General features: G+C 42.1%; 16 protein-coding genes and 1 pseudogene. 16 read left to right on the top strand and 1 reads right to left on the bottom strand.

What is annotated here, in order from left to right; translation table 11 throughout:
* Window positions 1-240 precede the first annotated feature (240 nt).
* The 3 genes from A3G19_RS07350 to A3G19_RS07340 all read left to right on the top strand — a co-directional run bounded on the left by A3G19_RS07350 (window position 241) and on the right by A3G19_RS07340 (window position 2,602).
* Window positions 241-576 (top strand): hypothetical protein, encoded by a 336-nt coding sequence (locus A3G19_RS07350; protein ID WP_015653975.1) that lies wholly within the window; start codon window positions 241-243, stop codon window positions 574-576.
* A gap of 179 nt (window positions 577-755) precedes the next feature.
* Window positions 756-2,141: an argininosuccinate lyase gene (gene argH / locus A3G19_RS07345; protein WP_294871635.1), complete on the top strand. Its 1,386-nt coding sequence runs from the start codon at window positions 756-758 to the stop codon at window positions 2,139-2,141.
* Window positions 2,138-2,602, top strand: coding sequence for an OsmC family protein (locus tag A3G19_RS07340; RefSeq protein WP_015653973.1), 465 nt, complete (start codon window positions 2,138-2,140; stop codon window positions 2,600-2,602). The genes argH and A3G19_RS07340 overlap by 4 nt, the downstream gene beginning before the upstream one ends.
* Window positions 2,603-2,715: 113 nt before the next feature.
* Here A3G19_RS07340 and A3G19_RS07335 read toward each other — a convergent pair whose 3' ends face one another.
* Window positions 2,716-3,072 (bottom strand): histidine triad nucleotide-binding protein, encoded by a 357-nt coding sequence (locus A3G19_RS07335; RefSeq protein WP_294871633.1) that lies wholly within the window; start codon window positions 3,070-3,072, stop codon window positions 2,716-2,718.
* A gap of 160 nt (window positions 3,073-3,232) precedes the next feature.
* Between A3G19_RS07335 and pheS the strand changes: the two genes are divergently transcribed.
* The 13 genes and pseudogenes from pheS to A3G19_RS07270 form a co-directional block, all read left to right on the top strand.
* A complete protein-coding gene (gene pheS / locus A3G19_RS07330) occupies window positions 3,233-4,225 on the top strand; it encodes a phenylalanine--tRNA ligase subunit alpha (protein WP_015653971.1) in 993 nt (330 codons plus the stop codon).
* Entirely contained in the window at window positions 4,222-6,552 is a 2,331-nt protein-coding gene (gene pheT / locus A3G19_RS07325; RefSeq protein WP_294871631.1) for a phenylalanine--tRNA ligase subunit beta, read from the top strand. Before pheS ends, pheT begins: the two co-directional genes overlap by 4 nt.
* Window positions 6,549-7,826, top strand: a complete 1,278-nt coding sequence (gene aroA / locus A3G19_RS07320) for a 3-phosphoshikimate 1-carboxyvinyltransferase (protein ID WP_015653969.1) — start codon at window positions 6,549-6,551, stop codon at window positions 7,824-7,826. Before pheT ends, aroA begins: the two co-directional genes overlap by 4 nt.
* Entirely contained in the window at window positions 7,823-8,656 is an 834-nt protein-coding gene (locus A3G19_RS07315; RefSeq protein WP_294871628.1) for a 4-hydroxy-3-methylbut-2-enyl diphosphate reductase, read from the top strand. The genes aroA and A3G19_RS07315 overlap by 4 nt, the downstream gene beginning before the upstream one ends.
* A gap of 73 nt (window positions 8,657-8,729) precedes the next feature.
* Complete coding sequence (locus A3G19_RS07310) at window positions 8,730-10,385, top strand: 30S ribosomal protein S1 (protein WP_015653967.1); 1,656 nt, start codon at window positions 8,730-8,732, stop codon at window positions 10,383-10,385.
* Window positions 10,386-10,390: 5 nt separating this feature from the next.
* Window positions 10,391-10,690 (top strand): hypothetical protein, encoded by a 300-nt coding sequence (locus A3G19_RS07305; RefSeq protein WP_015653966.1) that lies wholly within the window; start codon window positions 10,391-10,393, stop codon window positions 10,688-10,690.
* A gap of 58 nt (window positions 10,691-10,748) precedes the next feature.
* Window positions 10,749-12,338: a phosphoglycerate dehydrogenase gene (gene serA / locus A3G19_RS07300; RefSeq protein ID WP_015653965.1), complete on the top strand. Its 1,590-nt coding sequence runs from the start codon at window positions 10,749-10,751 to the stop codon at window positions 12,336-12,338.
* A 402-nt stretch (window positions 12,339-12,740) separates the two neighbouring features.
* Window positions 12,741-13,700, top strand: a complete 960-nt coding sequence (locus A3G19_RS07295) for an Abi family protein (RefSeq protein ID WP_294871625.1) — start codon at window positions 12,741-12,743, stop codon at window positions 13,698-13,700.
* A gap of 381 nt (window positions 13,701-14,081) precedes the next feature.
* Entirely contained in the window at window positions 14,082-14,531 is a 450-nt protein-coding gene (locus A3G19_RS07290; RefSeq protein ID WP_015653963.1) for a MarR family transcriptional regulator, read from the top strand.
* Between the two features lie 120 nt (window positions 14,532-14,651).
* Entirely contained in the window at window positions 14,652-15,359 is a 708-nt protein-coding gene (locus A3G19_RS07285; RefSeq protein WP_015653962.1) for a pirin family protein, read from the top strand.
* Window positions 15,360-15,390: 31 nt separating this feature from the next.
* Window positions 15,391-15,963 (top strand): YceI family protein, encoded by a 573-nt coding sequence (locus A3G19_RS07280; protein WP_015653961.1) that lies wholly within the window; start codon window positions 15,391-15,393, stop codon window positions 15,961-15,963.
* 34 nt (window positions 15,964-15,997) lie between these two features.
* Window positions 15,998-16,213: a CDGSH iron-sulfur domain-containing protein gene (locus A3G19_RS07275; RefSeq protein WP_015653960.1), complete on the top strand. Its 216-nt coding sequence runs from the start codon at window positions 15,998-16,000 to the stop codon at window positions 16,211-16,213.
* 157 nt (window positions 16,214-16,370) lie between these two features.
* Window positions 16,371-16,740 (top strand): annotated as a pseudogene (locus A3G19_RS07270) (DNA mismatch repair protein); the annotation flags it as partial.

Below are 16,740 nucleotides of genomic sequence, written 5' to 3'. Positions count from 1 at the left end.
TACCAAAACAAAAGTCGATGGATTTGAACGTGAATGGCCCGGTGATGTTGAATGTACCTCTTCTGTGGTTGAACGTCTTAAATCACTTTCATTATGGGATTTAGATCTTAAATTAGAGAAGAAATACCGGCTATAACACGCTGTTTCCCCGTTTTTAGGGGAATCAACTTAAGCACTTTATTAGAATTACTAATGTAATATTGACAACTTAAATATTTTAAAAGAGGGAAATTTAATTCCATGCGCATGTTTTATGCTACAGTAGCAATTACACTTTTAGCCGGTTCAACTCTTCTTAATGCGGCCACGTATAAAGGGCAAAAAATTTATATTGACTCTTGTAAAGAGTGTCATGGCGGCGGGCAAGAGTTGGCTGCATCTAAAAAACAGCGCGGCTGGGAAAAACTGATGGATAATAAAGGGGAAAAGCTCGCGGATATCCACCTCTCTTCGAAAAAAGCTGCTGCTTCATGGGATTATTTCAAAGATCGAAGTTATACACGCGGCGCTAAACATTTGGAAGATTTTTTAGTTGAATACGCATCTGATAGCGGCAACGTCCCTGCCTGTAATTAATATTTTTTTAACGCCTACGGAGCAAAAGCCCCGCTTGGCTACGCTAGCCGCTGAGGCACTAAAGCTTGCCTCTGAAGAGGCAGAATCTATTTAAATGAGAATGTTATCGAGTAACGGTAATGTTTTCTAAACCAAACTTCGCTAAAATCCCCTAAATACTTAATATACTCGGAGATACCATGGAAAAGATGTGGTCCGGACGTTTCACGCAAGATGCGTCAACCCTTTTGGAAAAATTTAATGCCTCGATCATGTTTGATCAAAAACTTTACCGTGAGGATATCGAAGGCTCCATCGCACACGCTAAAATGCTGGCACATCAGGGTATTCTAACGAATGATGAGGCTGCTTTGATCGAATCCGGGATGGCTCAGGTTTTGAGTGAAATCGAATCCGGTAATTTTGAATGGAAAATCGGTGATGAAGATTTGCACATGGCGATCGAGAAGCGGCTAACTTCGATTATCGGAGAAGCAGGTAAAAAGCTTCATACTGCCCGCAGCCGCAACGATCAGGTAGCCCTCGATTTCCGTCGTTTTGTACTCCGTAAAAATCGTGAGATTGTTGAACAGATCAAAGCGTTGATGGACGTGGTTGTTGATATTGCACGGGATCATACGACGACGTTGTTGCCGGGTATGACTCATTTACAGCACGCTCAGCCGATTAATTTTGCATTTCACCTTCTAGCCTATGCCTCAATGTTTAAACGTGATTGTGAGCGTTTTGAGAGCTCTGTGGAACGAAATAATATCTCTCCGATCGGATGTGCCGCGTTAGCGGGGACTCCGCATAATATTAACCGCGAAATGACCGCAAAAACACTTGGATTTGATTCTGTGAGCATTAACTGTCTCGATACGGTAAGTGATCGCGATTTTGCCCTTGAAATCTTGTTTAATATTTCGACGTTGATGATGCACATCTCCCGTTTGGCGGAAGAGATTATTTTGTGGTCGAGCTACGAATTTCGATTCGTGGAACTCTCCGATCAGTATTCGACCGGAAGCTCAATCATGCCGCAAAAGAAAAATCCCGATGTTCCTGAGTTACTTCGCGGAAAAACGGGACGTGTTTTTGGAAACTTGATGGGACTTTTGACGGTGATGAAAGGGTTGCCGTTAGCGTATAACAAAGACACCCAAGAGGATAAAGAGGGGGTGTTTGACAGCGTTGAAACGGCTGAACTCTCTCTTGAAATTCTTCGTGAAGCACTCCGTACTATGACGATCAAGCCTCATAATATGGCTCGTGCGTGTAAGCTAGGACATCTTTCCGCGACTGATTTGGCCGATTATCTGGTTGAGCATTGCGGAGTACCTTTTCGTGAAGCGCATCACATCACCGGACGCGCCGTTGCTCGTGCCGAAGTGCTCGGAATCGATTTGAGCGATATCGATTATTCAGAACTCAAGGCTATTGATGATCGTATCAAAGAAGATATCATCCCCTATTTGGCGATTGAACATTCGATGAATGCCCGTACTTCCCAAGGGGGAACGGCTGAAGTGCGCACATTGGAGCAGATTATCTATTTTGACCATTATCTTAAGGACATAAAATGAAAATTACCGTTGCTCATCAGAGTGAAATGAAGTTTGAAGCCAAAACTGAAAAAAGCAGTTTTATCATCGATTGCCCTCAAATTTCTCCGATCGAATATTTTTTAAGCGGGATTATCGGATGCAGTGCAACCGATGTGGTGATGCTCCCTAAACAGCAGGGGTATGAGGTTAAAAATCTTGAAGTATCCGGCGAAGTGGTTCGTAACGAGTCCGCACCGCGCAAGTTCAATACTCTTCACCTTGAATACCGTTTTGACTCCAATGCAGACGATACCCTTGCGGCACGCTGGGTGATGGCGAGTTTGGAGACCTATTGTTCAACGATTAACACGATTCGTGACAGTACGGTGATTACCTACACGATCATCCATAACGGTAATGTCATTCGTGAAAATGAATCAATGATCAGCGGTGGCGGAAGTGCCGTTGATTTCGGTGCATTGCAAGGGTGTAATGCGTAAAAAGTGATTGGGGTATAGTATTTAAAGTGCGGTTTACTGCACGTGGGCTTCCCGCTGAGGGAAACCCAGTGTTAACGTTGCTGAGTGGGGCTTTGCTCCGCCAGCGTTTTTAATTAAAAGAAATCCTTTGGATCTGCATCCGCAAAATGGCCCCATTTGAGCTTCGCTCCGCCGAGGATATGAAAGTGTAGATGCCCTACCTCTTGCCCTCCGTTTTCTCCGATATTGCTGATGATACGGTAGCCGCTCTCATCAATTCCGCACGCTTTGGCGACCTCTTGCATAAATGTCGACATTCTTCCCATAACATCGCCAGGGACATCGTTAAAGCTTTGATAATGGGCTTTTGGAATCGCCAATATATGAACGGGTGCTTTAGGATTAATGTCATGAAAGGCATAAAATTCTTCGTTTTCGGCAACGGTATTGGAAGGGATTTCTTTATTGATTATTTTGCAGAAAATGCACATTTTAAACCTCTTTTTTTGTGTTATTGTAGCACATGGAAGATCGCTTGAAGCTATTTATAAAAGAGATTTGACTACAATATCCTCTAAATTGAAAGCCCTTTTCACCAAATTGTAAAGATCTATTTTAAAGCTTTCAGAAAATCACAATGGAGACTCTATTTTGCAAGAGTGGTATGACGCTATAAAATCGGCCGATTCGATTGATAAAATCGAAGAGATACGAATCGCCGTTTTCGGAAAAAAAGGGATTATGAACGCTGAGTTTGCCCGTATGAAAGATATTCCTGATGCTGAAAAAGGGATATTTGCCAAAGAACTGAATATCCACAAAGAGGGATTGAATGCGCTTCTTTTAGACCGTAAACTTTTCTTGGCAATGGAGCATTTACAAGCAACAATGAAATCCGAAGCCATCGATGTGAGTCTGTACTCTGCTACCACAGAACGCGGATCATTGCATCCGGTAATGGAGACAATGGACCGGATCGTAGAGTATTTTATTGCCATGAATTTCTCGGTACAAACGGGACCGATGGTTGAAGATGATTTCCACAATTTTGAAGCGCTGAATCTTCCTAAATATCATCCTGCGCGTGATATGCAGGATACTTTTTATTTTAAAGATGCGATGTTATTGCGTACCCATACCTCTCCGGTACAAATTCGCACAATGCTCTCAACCAAGCCTCCGATTCGTATGATCGCACCGGGTGCGGTATTTCGCCGTGATTATGATATTACCCATACTCCGATGTTTCATCAAGTAGAGGGATTGGTCGTTGAAGAGGCGGGGAAAGTCTCGTTTGCCAATCTTAAATTTATCCTTGAAGACTTCCTTAAAACAATGTTCGGAGACGTCGAAGTTCGTTTCCGTCCGAGTTTTTTCCCGTTTACGGAACCTTCAGCCGAAGTGGATATCAGCTGTATCTTCTGCGGTGGAGATGGTTGCCGCGTTTGTTCGAAAACCGGATGGCTCGAAGTCCTCGGATGCGGTATTGTTGATCCGAATGTCTTTAAAGCTGTCGGCTATGAGAATGTCAGCGGATATGCGTTCGGTTTAGGTGTTGAGCGGTTTGCGATGTTGATCCACCGAATCGGTGATTTACGCTCTTTGTTTGAGGGAGATACGAGATTATTGGAGCAGTTTAGATGATCGTTACAAAAAATTGGTTAAATGAGTGGATCGATCTAGACGGTATCAATGCGGATACATTGTGCAAAACGTTTAATGCGATCGGATTAGAAGTTGATCGACATGAAGCCATCCGTGTTGCGGATGGTGTTGTCATCGGGTATGTCGAGAAATGTGAAAAACATCCCGACGCCGATAAACTCAATGTATGTCAGGTTAATGTCGGAAATGAAGTACGCCAAATCGTGTGCGGCGCTTCCAATGTCCGTGAGGGAATTCATATCGCATTGGCTACTGTCGGAGCCGAACTTCCGGGCGGGCTCAAGATCAAAGAAGCTGTGCTGCGCGGTGTTGATTCACACGGTATGATCTGTTCATCCAAAGAGATTGGTTTACCAAGCATGGGTGAGGGGATTATGATCCTCGATCCAAGTATCGGTGAATTAGTTCTTGGGAAAAATCTGAATGAATACGGTGCATTTAATGACGATGTGATTGAGATTGAACTGACCGCCAATCGCGGAGATTGTTTGAGTATTCACGGGATCGCACGTGATTTACGTGCGGCACTTTCACGTGAACTTCGAGAAATCAACTACAAAGAGAAACAAGACGGACGTTTGGGTATCGGGCGTATTTTGCAGCTGCAACATACTGATACCTTTCATGCTGATTTATTATTCGGTGCGGTTGATGTTAAAGAGTTCAGTGTCCCTTTTGCGATAGCATTGCGTTTAGCCATTATTGAAGAGGTTTACACTACCGCTGTAGATGCATTGCTGCTGTATACAACCCAAAGTACCGGGGTTATTTTACGCGCCTATCCGTTTGAAAAATTTGGTGATCTTGAAACAAAAGGGATTATTACTTTTGAGAACGATGAGAATGGGTATGCAGCGCTTTATGGCAAAGAAAAAGTCTCCGTTATCGGTGTTTCTCAAGAAAAAGAGGCCCATTTTACTGCGAATGAAGGGTTGGCCGTTATCGAAGCGAGTTATATTGCCCCTGATATCATCGCTAAAAAAATGGGAGATAAAAAAATCCCAAGCTGTCCACATTATTACCGTTCTTCTCGTGGAAGTGAACCGAAAATTGAAATGGGAATCCGTTATGCCGGTAGTTTATTTGAAAAATATTCAGCTTCGCAAGTGTATGGCGGAAATATCGAACTGACCACCTCTTATGAACCGCCGATCATCAGTATGGGTGAGGAAGAATTCGAGTCGTTTATCGGACTGAAAATCGATAAAACCCGTATTACACAGATTTTTAAAAATCTTGGAATGGAAATCGGAAAGCCTAATGGGTCGACATTCGCTATTTCAGTCCCTAAATTCCGACATGATATCGTGAATAAACAAGATATTATCGAAGAAGTCGTTCGTATCGTAGGGATTGATAATATCCCTTCAAAGCCGTTTGTTTTTGCGGAAGCAAATCAGATGAGCAATGATTTGAATGACTATAAAAAGACACGTATGTATCGTCATCGTGCGGCTCAAAGCGGATTTTATGAATCGGTTCATTTCGTGTTTAATGAGCGGCTTCAGGTAGAAAAATACGGATTTGTCTGCACTGATGCGGATAAAGAGCTATTGAACCCTATTACGGCGACGTTTGACACTCTTCGTCCGACACTGTTGGTGGGACTGTTAAATTCTGCTTCTGCCAATGTGAAAGTGAATCAAAAGAAAATCGCTCTCTTTGAAGCAGGGATGGTTTTTGATACTAACCGTCAAGAATCCAAACGTCTTGGGTTTATCGTATCCGGTGCAATGGAAAGTGAAAAGATTGCCAATGCCGGAAAACCTGCGGTTATCGATTTCGCCGCATTTACAAAATTGATCGCTGATGTTGTCGGATCATTTGAATTGGTTTCTCATACTCCAAGCCACTCTTTGGCTCACCCATACGTGTGTGCAAAAGTAATGATTAACGGCGTGGAAGCGGGAGAGATTTTCCGACTTCACCCAAGTATCGAAGAAGATCATGACCTCGCTCAAACTTTTATGTGTGAGATTAAAACCGATGCACTTGCGTATGGGTTGGTTGAAGCACGTGCGTATTCAAAATATCAAGCATCTTTTAGGGATTTGAGTATTCTGATTTCCAAAGAGGTGAGTTATGAGAGTATTAAAGAGGTCATTGAAAAACACCGATCCTCTCAAGTACGACGTTTTTATCCGGTTGATCGTTATGTTTCAGAGACTTTGGGAGAACAGATGAGTTTGACACTCCGTTTTGTTTTACAATCCGAGGAAAAAACACTTGAAGATGAAGATATTACGATGGCGATGGAATCTATTTTGAATGGATTAAAAGAAGAACTCGGAGTGAATTTGAGATGATGTCTGCCAAGGTTTATCCCGCACCGCCGTTCGGGTTTAGAAGTGACGCAATTGCACCGGATAAATCAATTTCGCACCGCTGTGCTATGTTTGCGGTTTTAGCGGAAGGTGAGAGTAGAATCGAGAATTTTCTCCGCGCGGAAGATACCCTCAATACCCTTAAAATCGTTGGTCATCTCGGTGCAGAAATTACCGATGATGGTGACGTTATTACCATTCGCTCACATGGGATACAAGAGACTTCTGAAATTCTCGATTGCGGTAATTCCGGTACGGGAATGCGTCTGTTTTGCGGATTACTCAGCTCTGCTGAGGGGCATTTTGTTCTGAGCGGTGATGAGTATCTCAAGCGTCGTCCGATGAAACGGGTTACTCAGCCACTTCGTTCCATCGGAGCAAAACTAGATGGTCGCAATAACGGTGATTTAGCACCATTATCGATTCGTGGAGCTTCGCTTAAGGCCTTTGATTATGTTTCACCGATCGCTTCGGCGCAGGTTAAAAGTGCAATGATGTTAGCGGCTCTCCGCTCCGATGGCGTATGTACCTTTCGTGAACCGGAGCTGAGTCGTGATCATACGGAACGGATGCTTCGCGGTATGGGTGCACAGGTTGAAATAAATGGCTTGGAGACGAAGATCTGGCCGCTGGAAAAACCTCTGCAACCTCTGAATATTCGTGTTCCTGCTGATCCCTCCAGTGCCTTTTTCTTTGCGGTAGCCGCAGCGATCATTCCTAACTCTTCTGCTACTATCGAAGGGGTTACTCTTAATCCGACCCGTATCGAAGCCTTCAAAGTATTGGAACGTATGGGGGCAAAAATTACCTATACGCTGAATGATGAACGGTATGAACCGATTGGGACGATTCGGGTAGAATATGCCCCATTGAAAGCGGTGAGCGTTGAAGAAAATATAGCATGGCTCATCGATGAGCTCCCGGCACTTTCTATTGCAATGGCGTGTGCAGAGGGAAAAAGCATTATCAAAAATGCCGAAGAGCTGCGGGTCAAAGAATCGGATCGGATCAAAACAGTTGTCGACAATCTGAATCTTTGCGGTATTGAGACGGAAGAATATCCTGATGGTTACGCCGTTATCGGCGGTGAGCTTAAACCCGCACGAGTGAACAGTTACGGTGATCACCGTATTGCAATGAGTTTTTGCGTTGCAGGATTGAAGTGCGCAATGGAAGTCGAAGATATTGAATGTATCAACACCTCATTTCCGAACTTTTTTGAATTATTGGGAAATTGTACAAAGGTTGAGCGATGAAAATCGAGTTGGCGGAGAGCTACGGATTTTGTTTCGGCGTGAAACGGGCAATTAAAATTGCGGAAGAGAACCGCAATTCGTCAACGTACGGTCCGCTAATCCACAACGCCAATGAAATCGATCGACTTAAAAACGATTTCAATGTCGCGCTCAGCGAAAATCTTGATTCCTTTAAAGTGGGGGAAACGGCGGTCATTCGTACCCACGGTATTCCGAAGCAGGAACTTTCCACTTTGCATGAACGACAAGTTAATGTGGTGGATGCAACGTGTCCGTATGTGACCAAACCGCAGCAAATTTGCGAAGAGATGTCGGCGCAAGGGTATGATATTGTAATCTTTGGCGATGAGGCTCATCCTGAAATCAAAGGGGTTAAAAGTTACGCAGATGATCATGTTTATGTTGTAAACAGTCCCGATGAACTTGATGCACTGAAACTTCGAGAAAAAGTCGCAACTGTTGCACAAACAACGCGAAAAATTGAAGATTATCAGCAAATTATCGGAAAGTTGATGGCAAAACATAAAGAAGTCCGTGTCTTCAACACGATTTGCAATGCAACCTTTGATAATCAAGATGCTGTACGCGATTTGGCTCAAAAAGCCGATGTGATGATTGTTATCGGCGGTAAAAACTCATCAAATACCAAACAATTGCACTCTATTGCCAAAGAATATTGTCCTGACAGTTATCATATCGAAAGTCAAGATGATCTTCAGGAAAATTGGTTTGATACTAAAACTTTTTGCGGGATCAGTGCCGGAGCATCGACTCCCGATTGGATTATTGATGAAGTTGTTGCTAAAATCAAGAGCTTGACACGCGCCTAAATTCTCCCTCCTAATCTCAAAACAAGCATTTTTTCGCTATAATCAGCCAATTTTTAGTTACAAGGGAATAGGCATGGCTTTCGATAACGAAGCATTTGAAGAAGAAAATTTTGCTGAAATGCTGGAGGCATCGTTCAAAGAGCAAGAATCCACACGCATTACAGAAGGTGAAGTCGTAGAGATCCAAGAGAGTGACAACCGCGCGTTGGTAGGCGTCGGCGAAAAACTTGAGGGGATTCTTTCATTGGATGAAATCCGTGATACAGAGGGAAATCTTCTTTTTAACGTCGGCGATAAAATCATGGTAATGGTGATGGGACACTACAACGAGCGTCCAAAAATCTCCTATAAAAAAGTGCTTGAACAAGAGAAAACATTAGCGTTTATCAATGCACATAAAGAAGATTTCGAGTCAGTGGTCATCGAAGCTTTAGTGACCAAGAAAAACAAAGGTGGATACCTTTTGGAAGCGGACGATGTCCACTTCTTCCTTCCTCGTTCACTTGCGGCGTTCAAAGAGACCGATCAAGTTGTCGGTAAAACCATCAAAGCACAAGTGGTTAAAGTTGATGCTGCTGAGGCTTCAATCGTGGTTTCTCGTCGTAAGCTTTTCAATGATGAGCGTAAGCGTAAGAAAGAAGTGATTGACGCGTTGATGGAAGAGGATAAAGTTATCCAAGGTACCGTCAAAAAGATCACCAGCTATGGTATGTTCGTTGATGTCGGCGGAATCGACGGGTTGGTTCATTACAATGAAATCAGCTACAAAGGGCCGGTTAATCCATCTAAACTTTACAAAGAGGGTGATATTGTCAACGTAAAAGCGATTGCGTACGATAAAGACAAGCGTCACCTTTCACTCTCAATCAAAGCGGTACAATCGGATCCGTGGCAAGAGGTTGAAGAAGCATTGGAAGAGGGTGATACTATCACGGTTACTGTCAGCAACATCGAGCCGTACGGTATTTTCGTTGACCTTGGTAACGACATCGAAGGGTTCCTTCACATCTCTGAAATCACATGGGATAAAAACATCAAACATCCTAAAGACTACCTCACAGTGGGTCAAGAGATTGATGTTGAAGTTATTGAAATTAACTCTAAAACCCATAAATTACGTGTATCGTACAAACGTCTTCAACCAAAACCGTTTGAAGAATTTACCAAAAAATTCAAAGAGGGTGATACTGTTACCGGTACCGTTACCTCTTTGACCGATTTCGGTGCATTTGTAAAAGTTGGCGGAGTAGAGGGATTGTTACACAATCAAGATCTTTCATGGGACAAAAACGTCAAATGTAAAGATACTCTCAAAGTAGGTGAAGAGATCGAAGTAAAAATTGCGAAAATCAATGGTGACGATGAAAAAATCTCATTGAACCGTAAATCTCTCGAAGAGAGTCCAATCGATCAATTCGCAACAAGTCATAAAATGAATGAAGTAGTGAAAGCTACGGTTCGTGATGTGAAAGATTTCGGTGTATTCGTTTCATTGGAAGGTGGAGTTGATGCCCTTATCCGTAACGAAGATCTTTATCCTCTTGTACCTGAAGAGCTTGAAATCGGTCAAACAATCGAAGCGGCTATTTTAGTCATCGATGCAAAACGTGATCGTATCCGTCTTTCAGTTAAAAAACTGGAGCGTATTAAAGATCAAAAAATGTTGGATGAGATCAATGATAACGATTCACACAGTCTTGGTGATTTGATTAAAGATCAATTGAAATAAATAGAATGCGACGCGCTGCATATTGGCTGTTTCCCCTTATAGCCCTGGCAGTGGCGGTGTTTATTACTATTTTCTTGATCCAAATAAATCCTTCGGCACCAAAAGTTGAGATCTCCGATATTGAAGAGGTTCTCCCTGCCGAAGCTTCACGTGATGAAAAGAGCTGGATAAGCCGTTTTTCCGGTAACGATGAGAAAGAGTATTTTTACCCTGTTAATGAAATAACATTAAATCTGGACATTTCAGAGGGAACTGATCTTCCAGAACCGAATCAAATTAAAAAATCGAACGCGCATCCCTTGTAACAAAACTAAAAACCTACCAAATCATGGCGACTGTACCGCCGTTCACAGAGGAAAAGTAATGGAAAAATATAAAATTGTTGTATGTGATCATATCCATGAAGAGGGATTGAATCTTCTCCGTCGTGATGATCAAGTAGAGATGATTTTTGCGGCTGATATGGATAAAACGGCTCTTTTGGATCTCATTAAAGAGGCAGACGTTGCAATTACCCGCAGTTCTACCGATGTTGATGATAAATTCATCGAAGCAGCCAAAGGTAGACTAAAAGCGGTTGTCCGCGCCGGTGTCGGTGTCGATAACGTTGATATTCCGGGATGTTCAAAAGAGGGGATTATCGTCATGAACGTTCCGACGGCGAATACCATCGCTGCCGTTGAACTCACGATGACGCACATGCTCTCATGTATGCGAATGTTCCCGTATTCACACGATCATTTGAAAAATCAGCGTGTATGGAAACGTGAAAAATGGTACGGATACGAGCTTAAAGGCAAAAAACTCGGTGTCATCGGTTTCGGTAATATCGGTAGCCGAGTCGGTATTCGATCCAAAGCATTTGAGATGGACGTAATTGCTTATGATCCGTATATCCACCCATCAAAAGCGACGGATGTCGGTGTTAAATATACGACGAATTTTGAAGATATTTTGGCGTGTGATATCATCACTATCCACACTCCGAAAAACAAAGAGACCGTTGGTATGATCGGAAGCGATGAAATTTCGAAGATGAAAGACGGTGTGGTTCTTATCAATTGTGCACGCGGTGGATTGTACGACGAAGATGCCCTCTATGACGGTCTTAAATCAGGTAAAGTACGCTTTGCCGGTATCGACGTATTTAACAAAGAACCTGCAACCGATCATAAACTCCTTGATCTTGACAACATTTGTGTCTCTCCACACTTGGGTGCCAATACGTTTGAATCTCAACTGGGGATTGCTCTTGAAGCGGCACAGCAGGCAATCGAAGCGGCAAAAGGGATTGCGTATCCACACGCTTTGAACTTACCGATTGATGAGACTAAAATTCCATCATTTGTTAAGCCATTTTTGGAAATGAGTCAGAAAATAGGGTTTCTCGCGTCTCAAATTAATAAAGCCTCAATCGTCTCAATCAAAGTAAGCGGTCGCGGTGATATTGCGGAATACGTTAACTCATTGGCTACTTTTGTCACTGTCGGTGCATTAGCCGATATCTCAGGGGATACAATCAACTACGTAAATGCTGATTTCGTAGCCAAAGAGCGCGGTATCAAAATCGAAACCGAAGAGCTTCCAGGCAGCCCTGTTTACAAAAATCTTGTAACCGTTAAACTCACCACCGATAAAGACGTGATTGAGATCAGTGCGACCATGTTCAATGACGACGTTCAGCGTATCGTTGACATCAACGGTTTCGGCGTCGATGTTGAACCGAAAGGGAACATGATCCTTTTCAAAAACACTGACGTACCGGGTGTTATCGGTCAAGTCGGTACGTTGCTGGCGGCACATGAAGTGAATATTGCCGATTTCCGTCTCGGACGCAACAAAAGTAGTGAAGCTCTTGCGGTGATTATTGTTGATTCTGCTGTTAATGATAAAACCATTAAAGAACTCTCTGCCCTTAACGCTTGTATCAGCGTCTCTTACGCTCGTATCTAAATTTCTCTTCTTTTCCCGCTTAGGCGGGAATCCAGCAATCTTTTTTTTGAATAGACTTCTTGTATAATCCTAACTTAACTATATGATCCCGTTCGCCCTGAGCCTGTCGAAGGGTGTTTCATTCATGGTTCGATATACCCAAAGGGCACGTGAGCTCACCATGAACGAAAAAACAGGTTATGCAAGAAGCCTAATATATATTTGCATTCCATCTCATATTTAACATTTAACGCCTGACCCATTTTTATTTTTGAATTCTGAATTGAAAAATGTAATTTTAAAAAAATACACCAAAGATTCAATTGGTAAAATTTATAAAGAGTACGGCAAACGCATTTGTCGCATAAATCTAAATTTTAGGGGTTTGAGCTAAAATATCGGCTAATGGATAAAGGGGCAACTTTGAAATATGACTATAAACGGCTTGATGTTGCCTCCTATCTCCAATCCCTTTATAACGATGGTTTGCAAAAAACGGCGACTCAAAGTGATGCGAATATCGAAGAGACGGTTTTAGATATTGGAATTTTTCGATTCAAAGGCTATGTTAAAGCATTCCGAAACAATCTATCCGATTATTCGATTGACGATATCATCGCCATCCACGATTTTGATAAGCGGTTATCGTCAAAACTGTTTTCTATGACTTCCACGATTGAAATTAGGATGAAAGCCTATCTCATCGAAATCGTTTACGCTATCACCGATAATCCGTTTTGTTATCTCCTTGCCAAAAATTATAAGGAACCTTTCACTCTGCCACTCGAATCGGTTCAAGATTGGGAGGTGCGGCAGCCTAATCCGAAAAAGAAGAAAGAAATCTACCTTCACTATCGGGATTATTATCTCAACACGTATGATTTCCAATCGAACCAAATCGATTACATTAAAAGCGAGCCGATGGTAGCCGTCAATACGACGAAAGATATCAATTACCCACCATTTCACTATTTTATTGAAAATGCGACGCTTGGGACGTTGATAAATATCATCTCGAAGCTACAAATCGACGGTAATGACATCCTCAAATTATTGGGAAAAAGATTCGGCTTCTATAGCCATGAACTGTTTTTAAACTATCTGCTGAGACTCAAAGAGCTTCGTAACCGATGTGCTCATAATGGTAGAATTTTCAATCGAAATTTCAGAGGGTTGAAAGCGTTTGGCACACACACGGCATTTAGAAAAACAATTTACGAGCATAAAATACTGGATGTCTATTATTCGCTTCATGTGTTATTAGGGGATGCGAATGACTTCAAAACGGTCGATGATTTAATCAATCTGTTTGCATCGGATAATTTGGATGGATTGAGAAGTAAATTGGAAGATTTTGTCTTGGGGTTTATCAGAACAAGGTAAGCGTGCGTGCAGAGGCTCACCGTAAGTAGAGAAATTATAACAAATCAACTTTAAACAAAGCGGTGTGTAAAATGATTAAATAGAGCTGGTTTAGGGATTGTGAGTGAAAATGTAACGATTTGCTAAATATTACAACTTAAACACAAACTCTTTCCTACCCTGCGCAATCTCATCGGGAATACCGAATTTTCTATCAAAGCTATCAATTTTTCTCTCGCTCCCGTTTTCTAAGTGGGAGTGTATAGTGTCAGTCTGCATTCCACCTCATATTTAACATTTAACGCCTGACCCATTTTTAATATATAAGAAAAAAAATATTTCCTTGACATTAATACTAATTAGTAGTAATATTCTCTTATCAAATTTATTTTGGAGGCTTAGATGAAACGTCCAAAAGGTTATGGCATTCATGAAGACAAAGTTTTGCGTTCGCACATTGAACTCTCTCGAACTTTTTTGAAAATACGTGCAAAAGAGACGGCGTGGATGGAAGCGCAAGGGCTTACCTTGCCGCAATTTGCAATTCTTGAAGCTTTGTATCATCTCGGGAATCTTAACGTAGGACAAATTACCAAACTTATTTTGAGTACACCCGGGAACATCACCGTTGTGGTCAAAAACCTCGCGTCCAAGAAGCTGATCCGGGTAGCTCCATCAGAAGAAGATCGTCGCGTCAAAATGCTTGAGATTACCGAAGAGGGAAGTGATCTCATCGCGTCGATTTTTCCTACTCATGTGAGCAATTTAAGCTGTTGGTATGACCTTGGGCTAAACGAAGAAGAGCTTGAAATCGTCTCAAAGCTGTTGCGTAAACTCGAAAAAGCGCAATAAAAATTTACCCAAATACTACTAGTTAGTAATAGTTAGGTTGCCATGAACAGAAGAGATCTATTAAAAGTATTATTTCTTACGTATCCAATGATACTTTTAGCACAACAGAAGGAGAAAAAAATGTCATTTATCATTCATCGCGCACATGAGCGTGGAACAGCCGAACACGGATGGCTTCACAGTCGGTTTAGTTTTTCATTTGCTGAATATTTTAATCCTGAACGGATGGGGTTTGGGGTATTGAGAGTTATCAATGATGACATCATTGAAGCGGGAATGGGGTTTGGAATGCATCCCCATAAAGATATGGAAATCGTATCCATTGTTACCAAAGGAGCATTGGAACACAAAGACTCTGAAGGAAATCACGAAATTACCAAAGCGGGTGAGATTCAGTATATGAGTGCCGGTACAGGAATTAAGCATTCTGAATATGCAACTATGGAAGCGGATGCGGCGCTGTATCAGATCTGGATTCATCCAAGCTATAAAAATGCCATACCGACGTATGACAAAAGGGATCTTGCAAATATCGATCAATCGAACGGCTGGGCAGTTTTGGTTTCAAGTGATGGGAGAGAAGGTTCTATGGTAATTCGCCAAGATGCAGCAATCCATTCAACCCATCTGGATAAAGACGCACAAATCGTTGTTGCCCCAGTCAAGTCTGAGCATGGACGGCTTATTTTTGTGATGGAAGGTTCTATTGAAATTGCTGGTCACACTCTAAATGAACGAGATGAGATACAAATCAAAGATGAGGAGGAATATACGCTTTTAGCACTAGCGGAGTCTAAGGTTCTATTGTTTGATGTGCCGATGCACTAACATTACTAATTTAAAACACAAAGGAAATACCATGAAAAAAACATTCTCTTCCCTTATCGCATTCGGAATACTAAGTACTGCGTCTTTGTTCGCAGGAACATACAACGTCGATACGGATCACTCAACTGTCGGCTTCAAAATCAAGCATATGATGATCTCGGATGTGAACGGTAAATTTGATAAATTTAGCGGTTCAATCAGCTACGATGAAAAAACAAAAACAATCAAAGCATTAACGGGGAAAATCGATGTCAACTCGATCAATACCGCAAACCAAAAACGTGACGATCACTTAAGAACACCGGACTTGTTTGATGCAAAAAAATATCCAGAGATTACATTTGCTCTTAATAACGTGAAAGGGGAAAAAGCTTACGGAAATCTCACAATGCACGGCGTTACAAAAAATGTTATTCTTGACCTTGAGAATAACGGTGTTATAAAAGATCCATGGGGAAATCAGCGTATTGGTCTGGGTCTTAGCGGTAAAATAAACCGTAAAGATTACGGTATCACATGGAATACTGCCCTCGAAGCCGGTGGTGTAGCAGTTGGAGAAGACGTTAAACTCGATATTCAGCTTGAAGGGATTTTGGCTAAATAAGGTCAGAGGTTATACAAATACAAAAGGAATAAGAATGTCAACACCTGTAAAAATGGAATTGGAAGCTAATAAAAAATATTTTTTCTGCACATGCGGAAAAAGCAAGGACGGCGTATTGTGTGATGGCGCTCATAAAGGGACAGACTTTACTCCTAGTGTTTTTTCAGTAGAAGAAAGTAAAGAGTATTATTTGTGCAGTTGCAAGAAAAGTAAAAATGGGCCGTTTTGTGACGGAAGTCATACGAAATAGTATTTCACTATACGTGTCGGGCGTTAAATGTTAAGACTTGTCTTAGGTGAGAGGCGGAACGAGAGAAAGATTTAGCCCCGCTTCGCTATAATCAAATCATTAAATTTGAGCTGGATTCCCGATCAGGTCGGGAATGACGAGATGATGCGGAGATAGGATGAGTACAGAAGAGATCGGAGCACTGTTACAAGATAAAAGTAAGCTCCTCTCTGAAATTTATTTCGAACTCCAATCTGTATGTGAGGCCAAATACGGTCCTGATACCCTCGTCATCATCGAAGTGGGATCGTTTTTTGAGGTATATGAAGTCAATAACGAATCAATGAAGATCGGCAAAGCGAAGGAAGTTGCCGAGTTCCTCAACATTCAGCTTACCCGTAAAAACAAAACGATTTTAGAAAACTCCATCCAAAACCCTCTATTAGCAGGGGTTCCGACCGTCTCCATCGAGCGGTATCTATCACGTCTCGTGCAGTCGAAAAAATACACCATCGTCCTCGTTCGTCAGCAGGGGGAAGTTCCTCATA

This window comes from Sulfuricurvum sp. RIFCSPLOWO2_12_FULL_43_24, from assembly GCF_001829605.1.
Classification (GTDB): Bacteria; Campylobacterota; Campylobacteria; order Campylobacterales; family Sulfurimonadaceae; genus Sulfuricurvum.
This window is presented reverse-complemented; position numbering and strand designations above follow the sequence as displayed.

Excerpts from the sequence above, each read along its gene's own strand:
- A3G19_RS07350 (WP_015653975.1), top strand. The coding sequence starts at position 241 with ATGCGCATGTTTTATGCTACAGTAGCAATTACACTTTTAGCCGGTTCA.
- argH (WP_294871635.1), top strand. The coding sequence starts at position 756 with ATGGAAAAGATGTGGTCCGGACGTTTCACGCAAGATGCGTCAACCCTT.
- A3G19_RS07340 (WP_015653973.1), top strand. The coding sequence starts at position 2,138 with ATGAAAATTACCGTTGCTCATCAGAGTGAAATGAAGTTTGAAGCCAAA.
- A3G19_RS07335 (WP_294871633.1), bottom strand. The coding sequence starts at position 3,072 with ATGTGCATTTTCTGCAAAATAATCAATAAAGAAATCCCTTCCAATACC.
- pheT (WP_294871631.1), top strand. The coding sequence starts at position 4,222 with ATGATCGTTACAAAAAATTGGTTAAATGAGTGGATCGATCTAGACGGT.
- aroA (WP_015653969.1), top strand. The coding sequence starts at position 6,549 with ATGATGTCTGCCAAGGTTTATCCCGCACCGCCGTTCGGGTTTAGAAGT.
- A3G19_RS07315 (WP_294871628.1), top strand. The coding sequence starts at position 7,823 with ATGAAAATCGAGTTGGCGGAGAGCTACGGATTTTGTTTCGGCGTGAAA.
- A3G19_RS07310 (WP_015653967.1), top strand. The coding sequence starts at position 8,730 with ATGGCTTTCGATAACGAAGCATTTGAAGAAGAAAATTTTGCTGAAATG.
- A3G19_RS07305 (WP_015653966.1), top strand. The coding sequence starts at position 10,391 with ATGCGACGCGCTGCATATTGGCTGTTTCCCCTTATAGCCCTGGCAGTG.
- serA (WP_015653965.1), top strand. The coding sequence starts at position 10,749 with ATGGAAAAATATAAAATTGTTGTATGTGATCATATCCATGAAGAGGGA.
- A3G19_RS07290 (WP_015653963.1), top strand. The coding sequence starts at position 14,082 with ATGAAACGTCCAAAAGGTTATGGCATTCATGAAGACAAAGTTTTGCGT.
- A3G19_RS07285 (WP_015653962.1), top strand. The coding sequence starts at position 14,652 with ATGTCATTTATCATTCATCGCGCACATGAGCGTGGAACAGCCGAACAC.
- A3G19_RS07280 (WP_015653961.1), top strand. The coding sequence starts at position 15,391 with ATGAAAAAAACATTCTCTTCCCTTATCGCATTCGGAATACTAAGTACT.
- A3G19_RS07275 (WP_015653960.1), top strand. The coding sequence starts at position 15,998 with ATGTCAACACCTGTAAAAATGGAATTGGAAGCTAATAAAAAATATTTT.